We start from the raw sequence: 13,372 nt of genomic DNA, 5'->3' as shown, positions 1-13,372 counted from the left end.
CCTTACTCGCTCTGCTCGCCCTTTCGGGCCAGCCTGCGGCTGTTCTGCGTTGCACTGGTCCCCTCAAGGGAGAGGGGACCGTTCAGAAAGACCTGGAGTAACGTCCGTGTTCTCAGTCCTGAGAAGCGCTCTCTATTGGGTCCCCTCTCCCCTTGCGGGAGAGGGACAGGGAGAGGGGGGCATTGCATGACCGATACTCGTCCGCTCCCGATCACCTTTCCGCTGCACGGCACCCGGCTGATCGAAGCCAGCGCCGGCACTGGCAAGACCTTTACCCTGGCCGCGCTTTATCTGCGTCTGGTGCTCGGTCATGGCGACGACAATGCCTTCTCGCGCCCGCTGCTGCCGCCGGAAATTCTGGTGGTGACCTTCACCGAAGCGGCCACGGAAGAACTGCGCGAACGAATCCGCGACCGCCTGGCCGATGCCGCGCGCGTCTTTGCCGATGCCAATGCCGACGCCGACGACCCGGTGCTGGCCGAATTGCTCCATGACTACAGCGACCCGGACGACCGGGCCCGTTGCGCCCAGCGTCTGGATGCCGCCGCCCAGTGGATGGACGAAGCCGCCATCTACACCATCCACGGCTTCTGTAATCGCATGCTCAAACAGCATGCCTTCGATTCCGGCAGCCTGTTCAGCCTGGAATTGCAGGAAGACGCCAGCGACGAACAGCAGATGGCAGCGCGGGATTACTGGCGCTCGGTGATTGCCACTTTCCCGGTCAGCGCCGCCAATGCCCTGCAAAGCGACAACCTGGGCAACCCGGACGCCCTGCTGGACGCCTGCCGCCCTCTGCTCGGTTTGAAAGAAGCCGACCCGGAGGCACTCCCGCAAAGCGTCAAACACTGGCTCACACAAACCGGCCCGCAAGCCGACAAGGATCAACAAGCCCGCCAGCAACTGGCCGACGAACTGCCGGACTTTCTCGAATGGGTGCGCGCCGCCCGCGACAATAAATGGCTTAACGGCAATAGCTACCGCACCACCAGCCTGCCCGGCATGTTGCAGACCCTGCAGCGCTACGCCAACGGCGAACGACTCAACGACAAGGCCTACGACACCCTGGCGAAGTTTTCCCATGAAGGCATGAAGCTCACCAAGGCCGGCCTGGATCACCGCCCGGACTTTGCCTTCTGCCAGCAGCTGGATGCAGTCATGGAAGGCCGGGCAAACACGCAATTGCCCCGCACCGATCTGCTAGCCCATGCCGCCGCCTGGATCGACCGGCGCGTGGACCAGGTCCGTCGCCAGACCGCCACCATGGGCTTCGACGACATGCTCAGCCGCCTGCACGATGCCTTGAAAGGCGGCAACGGCGAACGCCTGGCCCAGGTTATCCGTGACCAGTTTCCAGTGGCGCTGATTGACGAATTCCAGGATACCGACCCCACCCAGTACGGGATTTTTTCCGCACTTTACGAAGGGCAAAAAGACACTGGCTGGTTCATGATCGGTGACCCCAAGCAGGCCATCTATGCCTTCCGTGGCGCCGACGTTTTCACCTACCTGAAAGCCCGTCGGGCCACCGCAGGCAACCACTACACCCTGGATAAAAACTTCCGCAGCGCCGACGCCATGGTCAACGCGGTGAACCATCTGTTCACCTACAGCCAGAATACCTTTGGCGATGTGTTCATGATGGACAACGCCATTCCCTTTGAAGCGGTTAAGGCCAACGGCCGCAAGGACATTCTGTTAGTCGATAAGAAAGAAAAGTCCGGCATTACCCTGTGGGTGGACGAACAGGAAAAACCGGTGAGCGCAGGCCAATACCGGGACGAGCAGGCGGCACGCTGCGCCAGTGAAATTGCCCATCTACTGAACGGTGCCGTCAACGGCGTCACCGGTTTCCAGAAAGCCGACACCTTCCGGCCCCTGCATCCCAACGATATTGCCATCCTGGTACGCGATCGCACCGAAGCCAAAGCCATCCGCGATGCACTGATGGAACGCCGAGTACGCAGCGTTTATCTGTCCGATCAGGATTCCGTGTTTGCCCAGTCCGAAGCCCATGACCTGCTGCTGATCCTGCACGCCTGCGCCACCCCGGAATCCGATACCCGCGTGCGTAGCGCTCTGGCCTGCGCAGTGCTGGACCTGGCCTACGCGGAACTGGATGCCCTCAATCAGGATGAAGTGCGCTGGGAAGAAACCGTGGAGCAGTTTCACGGTTATCGCCAGCAATGGCAGACCCAGGGCGTGCTGCCCATGTTGCGCAGCCTGCTGATGGATTTTCATGTACCCGCCCGCCTCAGCCAGAGCCTGGACGGCGAACGCGCCCTGACCAACCTGCTGCACCTGGCCGAACTGTTGCAGCAGGCCGCCACCCAATTGGATGGCGAACAGTCATTGATCCGTTATCTGGAAGACACGGTTGAGCAAGGCCGCGGCAGCAGCAAGGAAAGTATCCTGCGCCTGGAAAGTGACGACGACCGGGTCAAAGTGATCACTATCCACAAATCCAAGGGGCTGGAATACCCGCTGGTGTACCTGCCCTTTATCTGCAGCTTCCGCCCGGCGGACAAGAACAAGCCGCCGCTGCGCTACCACGAGAACGATCATCTCAATGTGTCGCTGGAACCGGACGACAACGTGGAGAACAAGGCGGATCACGAACGGCTCGCCGAAGACATGCGCCTGCTCTATGTGGCCCTGACCCGCGCCTGCCACACCTGCACCCTGGGGCTGGCCCCCTACATCAAGGGCCGAGGCAAACAGAACCAGTTAGAGAAAAGCGCCATCGGCCGTTTGCTGTTCGGCACTGGTGTGGCCAACGACGGCCTGCGTACCGCGCTGACTCCGGTGGCCAACGATGCGGTCAACATCATTCAGGCACCAGACAGCAACGCGGAATGCTATCAACCCAAAGCCGAAGCGCGGAACCTGCGTACGCCGCTGATTCCTGTGGCGCGACAACGGCAACCCTGGTGGATTGCCAGCTACAGTGCGCTCAAACAGGTACAGGAAACCCTGGCCCCGGCGGACCCGCGCGGCGATCAACTGGCCGAGCAGCAGGACGACACTGTTATCGATAACGCCGAACCGCTGCCGGATACCATCCACGCTTTTCCCCGTGGCGCCGCACCCGGCACCCTGCTCCACGATGTACTCGAGCAGGCCGCCAACCAGCGCTTCACTGAGACCCTGGCCGACCCCGCCGAGTTTGAAACCAGCGTGGACGAAAAACTGCAGGCCCGGGGCTGGCAGGAGTACACCGAGGTGATCCGTCACTGGTGGAAGCAGGCGGTCACCACTGCCCTGCCGCTGAAACACGACCAGATCGCCCTCAATACCCTGCACACCTATGTGCCGGAACTGGAATTTCTGTTCCCCGCCCACCAGGTGAAAGTGGCAGAGATGGACACCCTGATCCGCCAGCACATTCACCCACAGCATCCGCGCCCGCGACTGGAAGCCGATACCCTCAACGGCATGCTCAAGGGCTTTATCGATCTGGTGTTCGAACACGACGGCAAATACTACGTGCTCGACTACAAATCCAATTGGCTGGGCGTGGATGACAGCGCCTACACCCTGGACGCCATGACCGATGCGGTGCTGGAAAAACGCTATGAAGTGCAATACGTCCTTTACCTGCTGGCCCTGCACCGCCTGCTGAAAAGCCGCCTGCCGGACTATGATCCCGACCAGCACCTGGGCGGCGCCGTCTATGTGTTCCTGCGCGGCTTGCAAGGCCCAGCGGCAGGAACGGTGTTTGATCGACCGGATACAGGGTTGATTGAAACGCTGGATGCGATGTTTGGGGGAAAGATATGAGCTATGAGCTGCGAGCCACTAGCTGCGAGACGCGTGACAGGCAATCTTTTAGGAGTAGGTCGTGCTCGCGAAACAACATTGCTGAATCACTACAGCCCCCTTTGTTCTATGGCCTCTTTTTTCTCAGGTTTTCATCTGGCAGCTCGCAGCTAGTAGCTCGAAGCTGCCCTTCCCGGAGGGCTTCTCATGCAATCTGACCTGTTCTCCGCCCTCACCTGGGAAGACGCTCTTATCCTGCTGCGCGACAACAATCTGCTGCGCGATCTGGACGTGGCCATTGCCCGCTTCCTCAACCAGCAATGCCCACAGGCAAGCTACGAAGTGCTTCTGCTCGCCGCCTTCACCAGCAACCAACAGGCCAGCGGCCACCTTTGTCTGGATCTGAAAAACCGGGAACTGGCCACCCAGCTGTGGGGTACCAGCCCACCGCCGGAGCTGGTCACCCTACTGTCCGGCAAGCCCGACGACTGGCTGCATGATCTGCAACAGAGTCCACTGGTCAGTCAGAATGGCAGCACGCCGCTGGTGCTGGACGGTAGCCGCCTTTACCTGCGCCGCAACTGGGCCCGGGAAGTGTCTGTCGCCGAGGCCATCGGCCAGCGACTGGCCACTGTCAGCCCGCTGCCCGACGAGGGCCTGCGCGACGCCCTGGCCCGATTATTCCCCGGCGCCGACGGTCAGACCGACTGGCAACAGGTGGCCTGCGCCCTGGCCAGCCGCAGCGGTATCGGCATCATCACCGGCGGCCCCGGCACCGGCAAAACCACCACCGTGGTACGCCTGCTGGGGCTGCTGCAAAGCCTGGCCATGGCGAGCAACCAGCGCCTGCGTATTCGTCTCGCCGCGCCCACCGGCAAGGCGGCGGCGCGGCTCACCGAATCCATCGGCGAACAGGTGCAACAACTCGACGTGCAAACCGCGGTACGCGATGCCATCCCCACGGAAGTCACCACCCTGCACCGCCTGCTCGGCACCCGCCCGGACAGCCGTCACTTCCGTCACCACGCTGACAATCCGCTCCACGCGGATCTGGTGGTGGTGGACGAAGCCAGCATGATCGACATGGACATGATGGCCAGCCTGCTGGAAGCCCTGAGTCCGCACACCCGGCTGATTCTTCTCGGCGACAAGGACCAGCTGGCCAGCGTGGAAGCCGGCGCAGTGATGGGCGATTTGTGTCGCCATGCTCACCAAGGTCGCTATCAGCAAGGCACCATCGATTTCGTCAAAGACACCTGCGGCGCCGACATCAGCGATTACCGGGAAACCGAGCAAACCCCGGGCAACGCCCTGGCCCAGCAGACCGCCATGCTGCGTACCAACTGGCGCTCCAAGGACAGCCCCGGCATCGGCGAACTGGCCCGAGCGGTGAACGAGGAAAACCTGCCGCAGGTACGCAAGGCGTTTCAACAATACGGCGACAGTCTGCATCGGCACCCCCTGCGCAGCGATGGCCAGCAACTGGAAACCCTGCTGCTCAACGGCAGTGGCGATCACCCGGGTTTACGTGCGCTCTTTCAAGCGGTGGCAACGCCACCGGCACAACGGCAACAGTTCGATGCCTGGGCCACCGGACTGCTCAAGCAGCTCACCCATCAGCAACTGCTTAGCGGTCTGCGCAGCGGGCCGTTTGGGGTGGAACAACTGAACCAGCGCATCACTCGCCACCTGCAACAACAGGACCTGGCTCCAGAACGGGAATGGTATCCGGGCCGGCCGGTGATGATGACCCGCAACGATTATCAGCTGGGGTTAATGAACGGCGATGTGGGGCTGACCCTTCCATTACTTGAGGAAAAAAAGCGGGAAGACCGTAATGGCAAACAGGCGTTGCTGCTGCGCGTCGCCTTCCAGTTGCCGGACGGTCGCATCAAGTGGGTATTGCCCAGCCGCCTGGACGGGGTGGAAACCGTCTATGCCATGACGGTGCACAAGTCCCAGGGCTCGGAATTCCGGCATACCCTGCTGGTGCTACCGGACGCCCCCCATCCGCTACTCACCCGGGAACTGATCTACACCGCCGTCACCCGCGCCCGTGACCGTTTCACCCTGCTGGAATTCGGCAAACCGGCGGTGCTAGACAGCGCCGTCAAGAAACGCACCTGGCGGGCATCGGGGTTGGCAGAGCGGCTTTTTAAATAGATTGTAGGAGCTATGCTTGCATGGCGAACCGCGAAGCGGGGGGGCTGATAACATCAGACGTCGCTAGTGCCTTTGGCGAAATCGGGAGAATATTGCGCCGTTTTTTTCCTCGCTAAGGCTCGGTTCGCATGTCGTAGATCCCCTGGGGGGACAAGCATAGCTCCTACGAAAAAATCGCTTAGTGGAAAAGTGGGAAGTAAAATTCACCAACGACCATAAAAAAACGGGATGCCGAAGCATCCCGTTTTTTGTTTCCCGAATCGCGCGGTTATTTGAACTGCGCTTCTTTCTCTTCGGTTTCCACGATGATATCCGCACGGCGGTTCTTGGCGCGGCCTTCGCGGGTACTGTTGTCCGCTACCGGCTTGCTCTCACCAAAGCCTTCCGTGCTGATCCGCTCACCGCTGACTTTGAAATCTTTCATCAGACGGTCCTTCACGGACTGGGCACGACGCTCGGACAAGCCTTGGTTGTACTCCGCCGGGCCGGTGCTGTCAGCATGGCCTTCCACACGGATATGGCCTTGCTCACCGCCGTTCAGTCGCTCAGCCACGCCACGGATTTCATCAGAGAATTGACCCTGAATGGTGTCGCGGTCGAAGCCAAAGTAGATCACCGAGGTTTCTCGCTGCTCCAGGCTTTCATAAACCTGACAGCCATCCGCATCGACAACCGCACCAGACGCGGTGTTCGGGCAACGATCGCGGTCGTCATTGACGCCGTCACCATCGCTGTCACCGGTTACCACTTCCGCCGGGGTTGCCGGCACCACTTCCTCTTCGGCACTGTCATCGCTGTCGTTGCTGATACCGAACGCCAGGTTCAGGCCCGCATAGACTTGGCCTTCCCAGTACTCGCGGTCAGTGCTGTAAGCCTGGCGGGTACCCAGATCCAGAATCACATGCTTGAAGAACGCGCGCTGAACACCCAGCTCGACACCGGTCATCAACTCATCGTTTTCATCACTGTTGGTGTTGTTCAGGCTTTCGATCAGCTGCTCGCCCACATTGATACCCGCGTAGGGTTCAAAGCCGAGAATGCCGGTATCGTTGAAATGATAACGACCACTGACGAAATAGTTGGTCATGTCCAGACGACGACCGGAGTCGTATTTGCTCTCCGCATCGCCTTCCACTTCGTCATACCACCCCTGGACAGACCAGTTGGGGTGAAAACGCCAGCCGAGCTGACCGCCATAAAAAGGGACATCATCCAGGCCATCGGAGCCATTACCGATCACATCGTTGTCGTAAAAATTGTAATAGCTGGCATGGCCACCAATATAGCCATAACGATCCGGAACATTTTCTCCGGCCATGGCGAGGGGGGAGATAAACAGCGGAATAGCCGCAGTAACGCGCAAAATAGTTTTCATGGCAGAGATCCTTTCCTGTTGCCCAGTAATTCTGTGGATTTAACCACCGGGACAAGGAACAAACAGCCACTATGCCGCGCTGACATGCGCAAATTTACTGAAATTTAACGACTCCCAGACCAAGGGTTTACATATAATTAAGTAATAACTATCAGTTGGAACGAAAGCTCCAATACTCTTCCTATAGAAATTTATTTTTATAAAAAACAGTGTGCCGGAATAGGTTTTTCGACACCTCTTCACGCCCTTTCGGTCGGGTGGATCAACTGCAGGTATTATCCACCAGCCCAGATCGACTCAAAATCCATCATAGTCACTTTGGTGGATTACACCTGCGGCTAATCCACCCAACGTCGACCCATCATTATTTGGTGACCCACTGGCCGTCCGGGGTTCTTACATAATCACCGGCATCGGTTTTATCGATGGCTTTCTGGCCGGCCAGGCGTGCGACCTGATCCAGGGTAATACCGTTCTGTTTGGCGATACGTTCATAGGCATCACGGCGTTTCTGGTTGATATCTGCCACCAGCTCCACCGCAGCCGGGGTCGCCTTGACCACACCCAGATAACCGTCCGGTTGTTCACCCACCATGCCCTGGCTTTTCGCCGCATCCAGATCCAGCGCAAACGCTGCCATGCTCAGCAGCAAGGTCAGGGTGGCAATCATGGTTTTTACTATCTTCATCGTTCCTACTCCTAAAACAGGTCGCTGTCTTCACTGAACAACTGATCGATATCTTTTTCCACCTTGAGGCGGATTTCATGATCGATCTTCACGTTCAGGTTGATGGTGATGGGCTCTTCCGGTGCTTTGAGTGCCACCGTCGGTGTGCAGGCGGGTAAAGTTACCGCCACCAGCAACAAACCCGGCGCGAGTGTTTTCATTGTGCTCTCTCCGTGCGCAGTTTCTCGGTGATGTCATCGCCAATGCGCAGGCTGCGCATCAGCACCAGCATGTTTTCCCGATGAGTATAGTTAAACACCACCGGCAGATTATTTCTTTGCGGATTGATGCCTTTAATGGTCACCGCTGCCTCCAGCCAACCGTCTTTGTCCATATTCATCCGGGCCTGGAAATCCGGGATGGTCAACACACTGAGACTTTCCAGGGCCAGTTTCACAGCCTGGTTGGAACTGGCCATGGACTGCACACTGGACGAGGGAGGAATACGCAATGACAGGGTTTCCTCATTGGCCAACCGTGCGCCTTCCACCACCAGAAAATCCCTGCCCAGTTGCAGGGGCACATAGCCACCAACGCGCCCATCCAGAAACACCGCCGGGGGTTTCTGCAGGGCAGCCACCTGCTCCAGATCAATACGGGTAATCACCACCGGCTGAGGGCGGGGTGACGGCCAGTCCAGTGCCGGCGCCCGCAGGGAACCACCGAGCAGATCGGCCTTGATATCGGAGAGCTGCCAGCGGGCCAGATCGCTGTCCACCCGCAGGGACAGGCCGGTGATCGGCGTGCCGATATCCAGAACCTTGGCCGTTACCGGTCCCTGACTCTTTAGAGACACCGCGCCATCACGATAGTGCCCTTCCATGGTTCCCTGAATACCCCGAGCCGTTACGCTGCCCCAGTCCACCCCGGTATCCGCCAGACTGAGCGTTCCCCGGGCAGACACGGTATCGCGCCACTGCCAGTTCCCCTTGCCGCTCAGGGTGCCCTGCTGTGGCGTCATCGCCAGGCCTTGCCCCATGGCCGGCATCAGCTGGCTGTCGAGGTGAAAACTGCCATGGAGAGCCTCCCCGCTCAGGGACGCGTCCGCCGTAAATTCGCTTTGCCAGTCGACAATCGTCAGCGTCGCCGTGGCCTTTTTGCCGGACAATCGCGCGCTGCCTTCCACCACCGGCAACCGCCAGCGGGCTGCCAGCAACCCGCCACTGTGCATTTTCACTCGCCCATTGGCTCCGGCGCTGCTCACCGTTACCGGCCCCCTGGCCGTCACAGTGAGCGGGCGCAGCAGCACCTGTTTCACCAGCCCTTCGCTAATGGTCAATCGACTGCCATCCGCCAGCACCACGGCACTATCTTTCAGGCGCCATGGCACCTGCAGGGAGGCATCGCCGCCCCGGTCATAGTCAGGGATAGAAGAAGTGGCAGACAACATGCCCTGCCAACCGTTGTCTGCCTGGCGGAAAGACAGGCTGCCATTGAGTGGATAACCGGCATAGCGACCTTTCACCGTGGCCTTGCCGCCGTAGGGTGCCCGGTGCAGCGAATCCAGCGGCAACCGAAAAGCCAGGTGATCGTCGCCATTACGAGCATCGAGGGTAATCGGCTTTCCCTCCAGCCCATCGCTGGCGGCCTGGCCCTGCCAGTGGCCATCCAGCCGGTACCCTTGCCAACGGCCCTGCAACGCCAACGCTCCCTGCCATTGCCAATGTTTGCCCTGCCACTGGAGCCGGCTGGGGCTGGCTTGCAGGCGCAGGTCTTGATAGCCCAGCACCACCGGCAACGCCGTGGCGCCTTCCAGCGTCATGGGCACGCTCAGAGGTTGCTGCCAACGGGCGGAAAGCTTTTCCGGCAACGTCAGGCTTGCCGGCGACAGGGTCAGCACGCGGTCCTGCCAGTGAAAGTCCACTTGCCCGTCCAGCTGCGGACCCTGCAGCGTCACCTGCCCGGCACCCTGCTCTACAGTGCTGTCATTACTGCTGGCAGAAACATGGACCTGCCCCTGTGGCCCTTGCAGTTGTAACTGTCCCCGAGCTTGCGACAGGGCGATGCCCTGCCCTTGCAACGATAACGGCTCCGGGATTGCCAGTTGCCATTGCCCATTGAGCGTCAACGGCTCCGTCAGGCTCATATCTGCCTGCCACTGCGCACCAGTGAAACTGGCCGTCATTGCCAGATCGGCTTTTTGCAGCTGAGATTGCAGGCCCGCGTCCTGCAGGGTTGCGCTCAGGGCGCCAGCGGGTTGTCCCTGCCACACACCATCGCCTTCAAGCTGCCATGTGCCCTGCCAGTCCGTGAGCCATTCATTCAACCCACCGTTGCCGTGCAACGACCACTGCCCGTCATCACGCTCATATTCCGCCTGCAGATGGCTTGCTGTGCTCTCCACCTTTACCGACCAGTGCTGTTGTTGCTGCCGGGCCGTTACCTGCAACGGTGGTGGCGTTACCTCACCCATGCCAGGCAACAGCAAGGTATCGATGGAAAGAGCAAAAGGGGGCGTCCACGGCAGGGAGTCCGGCATCACAACACTGTCATCGTCCGCGCCGCTGTCACAGGCCGTGACAGTGACCGTGCGCGTGTGGACGGTGAGAGGAAACAGATCGCGCAGAACCAGATCGTCACCGGCCAGGGGCGCACAATCGTCCGGCTGCCAGCGCCAATGGGCCAGGGTCAGGCCGTTGTCCCAGCCCGGTTTGCCCACACGCAGGCCCTGGCTATAAAGCCAGCCCGCGACCACCAGTGCCACAAGCAACACCAGCAGCAACGCATAACCAAGGCCTCGAAAAACAGGCGGAAAAAATCGAACCATAACGGTTAGAGCCAGCGCAGCGACAATGGTTCGATAGTGGTGGCTTGGCGGGGTTCTGGCAACTATCCGTTATTGCTAATAGCCCGGCTGCTGGGCGCTTTCTCGCAAAGCTAGGAGGCGTAGAGCAGCCGAAGGATCTCGCTTTGTAAACAACGGTCAAGTTTTTTGTGGGAAGTCATGCTTGCATGACGAATACGGCGGTAGCTGCAAGCAAAACCCTTCGTGATGCAAGCATCATCTCCCACAAAGAAACCGAACCAAAACCAGCTGTTGGACTCGCAAACCAACATAGAACCACCAGCGGGTAGCACTGGTTATCGGGAAGGCAATCCATCCATCACCGCCTGATGCAGCACCAGCGCCATGGCCGCCACGCGGCTGGTGGCGTCCACGGACAGGGTGGCGCCAGTGATGCCATCCACGTCGCCAGACAAGGTATCGTCATCCCTGAGCGTCATGCCCCGATACTGACGACGAAAAAATGCCTGATGCACTTCGCCGCCGCGGGGTTCCCGGTAGACCAGGATTTCCAGATCCACAATTCCTTCCGGCCCCACGGCCACGCCCACCGTCATGGGCATGTCCTTGCTTTTCTCGTCGATGATCCAGGCGCTGGTATCGTCAGTATGCCAATAGCGCAGGCGCAGGCCCCGGTAGGGGTGACCCAGCACCTTTGTCACTCGCTCGCGCAATTCGCCACGCAAGGGCAGCAACCCCGGTTGCGGTTCCTTGTCGGCGAATACCTGCTGCAGAAAATCCGGCTGACTGAGGTGGCGAATCTGCACCTCATAGGCCGGCAGCGTTGCGGCCAGCCCGAGCATCATCAGCAGTGCCATGACTCTTTTCATCAGTTAACCAACCGCTCCTTGTCCAGCAGCGCCTCGATCAGAAACTGGTTATAGGCCCCCACCCGCTCCCCTTCCAGGCGGGCATTGGCCTCATGATAAAGCGGGTTGCGCTCCAGCGTCTTGGGCAGCATCCACTGCGTCACCTTGGCGCCACTCATGATCCAGGCATTGTTGAACTTCTGCCACCAGCCATATTTCATTTCGAATTCATCACGAATACGCGGCGGCAAATTGGCGGCGGTAACCTGCTCCTGCACCCACAGCGGAAAGATCATCCAGATCGAACGCGGGTCGAACAGATCTTCCTTCAGACGAATGCCGTTTTCTTCCACGGTCAGCTGCGAGCTGGCCCACATGGCGCGGTTGTATGCCATGAAGGCGTTCCAGTCTTTCGGCAACGCCTGCTCCGGCACGCCGAACAGCATGGCGAACAGCTTGGTTTCTTCGTAGAACTGATCCTTCTCTGCCTGGGTCAGTTCGCCTTCCATCTTCTCGTACATGTAGGCCAGGGTTTCCCACAGGGTGGAATGCACCCAGATCATGGCCGATGCTTCGTTGGCCCGGTATTCACTGCCCCGTTTGAAGGCCCCGGAATCCACCGGCACTTCGCCTTCGATTTCTTCGTGGATATCGCGCACCTGATTGGCCGAAGTCATCACCTGAGGCATGCTGCCGAACACCATGGTGCCCACATGCTGGAAGGTGCGACGAGCGCGGCCCAACGGATCATCGCGCACCACCGAGTGTTCGTCGATACTGGCGGTCACCCAGGGGTGGGCCAGTTGCAGCAACAGGGCCCGGCCGGCACCGAAAGCACCGGGCATCGCCTCCCGCGACAGCTTCCACATCATCGAGTCCGGCCCGTACAGGCCCACTCGCGGGTCCGGCACCTTGCCGTGAACTTTTACCAGCTGTCGGCAGAATGCCGCCTTATCCACCCAGCGGGGAATAGGCGGGCTGCCATCGGCGGGGACCAGCAGGCGAACGGCATCCTGTGTCGCATTATCGGTTTCCGGCGCCGCCTCCAGCTCTGCGGCTGGCACAGACTGGCCACAGGGGTTGGTCAGGTAGGCGGTTTCCGCACGCACCATATCCAGCGTGAAGGACCCCTGCTCCCCTTTGAATTTCACTGTCTCTGGCAGCAGGTAATTCTGCACTGCCATATAGTCCTTGTAATCGATATCCCAACCGCCTTCCTCGATGCGATCCACCCGATCCAGGTCTTCCTGGTAGACCACCGCGTCAGCCGTGGCCGGCAGACCCCGCAGCCAGTAGGACAGATTGCCGGCACGAATATGCGCTTGCAGATGCTCGGCCACTTTCATGGCCTCCGCCCCACCGATCACATCCACGGTTTCACTGTCCAGCTCATAGACATTGCCATGAATGACGACCCGGGGTTCGCCCACCGGTTCATCCATGAGAATGGACAGGGCGTACTCCTCGCCGATCTGCCGGAAGGCAAAGTGGCTTTTGCTGACAGTACTGTCCGCCCGCAGAACAAAGCGCCCTTCCACTTGCCACTCGCGCATGTTTTCCGCCGATTCCGGCACGAAGTGGGAGGCCTTGAATGCCGAACAGCCCTGAAGCACCAGCAGCATGCCCAGCAGGATCATCGTGCTATGTTGTCGCGCTTTTACGGTCATGATCGTGACCCTTTATCGTTATTGGTATGGGTAAAAAATATCGCCAGCCTTTCCCGTAGGGTGCACTGAGCCTAAGGCGAACTGCAC

The 13,372-nt window shown here is 59.7% G+C and carries 8 protein-coding genes; 2 read left to right on the top strand and 6 right to left on the bottom strand.

The annotated features are described in order from the left end of the window. Positions 1-186 precede the first annotated feature (186 nt). Together recB and recD are read left to right on the top strand one after the other, a co-directional pair. Positions 187-3,780, top strand: coding sequence for an exodeoxyribonuclease V subunit beta (recB, locus tag ACFE0K_RS01260; RefSeq protein ID WP_434534330.1), 3,594 nt, complete (start codon positions 187-189; stop codon positions 3,778-3,780). A gap of 186 nt (positions 3,781-3,966) precedes the next feature. Further along, a complete protein-coding gene (gene recD / locus ACFE0K_RS01255) occupies positions 3,967-5,922 on the top strand; it encodes an exodeoxyribonuclease V subunit alpha (protein WP_434534329.1) in 1,956 nt (651 codons plus the stop codon). Between the two features lie 268 nt (positions 5,923-6,190). Here the strand turns inward: recD and ACFE0K_RS01250 are convergent, their stop codons facing one another. The 6 genes from ACFE0K_RS01250 to ACFE0K_RS01225 form a co-directional block, all read right to left on the bottom strand. Further along, entirely contained in the window at positions 6,191-7,297 is a 1,107-nt protein-coding gene (locus ACFE0K_RS01250) for an OmpA family protein (protein WP_434534328.1), read from the bottom strand. A gap of 364 nt (positions 7,298-7,661) precedes the next feature. Continuing rightward, complete coding sequence (locus ACFE0K_RS01245) at positions 7,662-7,985, bottom strand: YdbL family protein (RefSeq protein WP_272961655.1); 324 nt, start codon at positions 7,983-7,985, stop codon at positions 7,662-7,664. 11 nt (positions 7,986-7,996) lie between these two features. Then, complete coding sequence (locus tag ACFE0K_RS01240; protein ID WP_434534327.1) at positions 7,997-8,185, bottom strand: YnbE family lipoprotein; 189 nt, start codon at positions 8,183-8,185, stop codon at positions 7,997-7,999. Further along, the gene (locus ACFE0K_RS01235) at positions 8,182-10,791 is read right to left on the bottom strand and encodes an intermembrane phospholipid transport protein YdbH family protein (RefSeq protein ID WP_434534326.1); all 2,610 of its coding nucleotides are present in this window, start codon (positions 10,789-10,791) and stop codon (positions 8,182-8,184) included. Before ACFE0K_RS01235 ends, ACFE0K_RS01240 begins: the two co-directional genes overlap by 4 nt. Positions 10,792-11,105: 314 nt before the next feature. Further along, positions 11,106-11,639 (bottom strand): FMN-binding protein, encoded by a 534-nt coding sequence (locus tag ACFE0K_RS01230; RefSeq protein ID WP_434534325.1) that lies wholly within the window; start codon positions 11,637-11,639, stop codon positions 11,106-11,108. Next, positions 11,639-13,285, bottom strand: coding sequence for a lipoprotein insertase outer membrane protein LolB (locus ACFE0K_RS01225; RefSeq protein WP_434534324.1), 1,647 nt, complete (start codon positions 13,283-13,285; stop codon positions 11,639-11,641). The genes ACFE0K_RS01230 and ACFE0K_RS01225 overlap by 1 nt, the downstream gene beginning before the upstream one ends. Positions 13,286-13,372: the final 87 nt, after the last annotated feature.

Origin of the sequence: Alcanivorax sp. (assembly GCF_051117345.1) — a bacterium.
Classification (GTDB): domain Bacteria; phylum Pseudomonadota; class Gammaproteobacteria; order Pseudomonadales; family Alcanivoracaceae; genus Alcanivorax.
Note: the sequence above shows the minus strand (reverse complement) of the source record. Positions and strands in the feature narration are given on the sequence as shown.

Coding starts and splice junctions, on each gene's coding strand:
- recB (WP_434534330.1), top strand. CDS start 187: ATGACCGATACTCGTCCGCTCCCGATCACCTTTCCGCTGCACGGCACC.
- recD (WP_434534329.1), top strand. CDS start 3,967: ATGCAATCTGACCTGTTCTCCGCCCTCACCTGGGAAGACGCTCTTATC.
- ACFE0K_RS01250 (WP_434534328.1), bottom strand. CDS start 7,297: ATGAAAACTATTTTGCGCGTTACTGCGGCTATTCCGCTGTTTATCTCC.
- ACFE0K_RS01245 (WP_272961655.1), bottom strand. CDS start 7,985: ATGAAGATAGTAAAAACCATGATTGCCACCCTGACCTTGCTGCTGAGC.
- ACFE0K_RS01240 (WP_434534327.1), bottom strand. CDS start 8,185: ATGAAAACACTCGCGCCGGGTTTGTTGCTGGTGGCGGTAACTTTACCC.
- ACFE0K_RS01235 (WP_434534326.1), bottom strand. CDS start 10,791: ATGGTTCGATTTTTTCCGCCTGTTTTTCGAGGCCTTGGTTATGCGTTG.
- ACFE0K_RS01230 (WP_434534325.1), bottom strand. CDS start 11,639: ATGAAAAGAGTCATGGCACTGCTGATGATGCTCGGGCTGGCCGCAACG.
- ACFE0K_RS01225 (WP_434534324.1), bottom strand. CDS start 13,285: ATGACCGTAAAAGCGCGACAACATAGCACGATGATCCTGCTGGGCATG.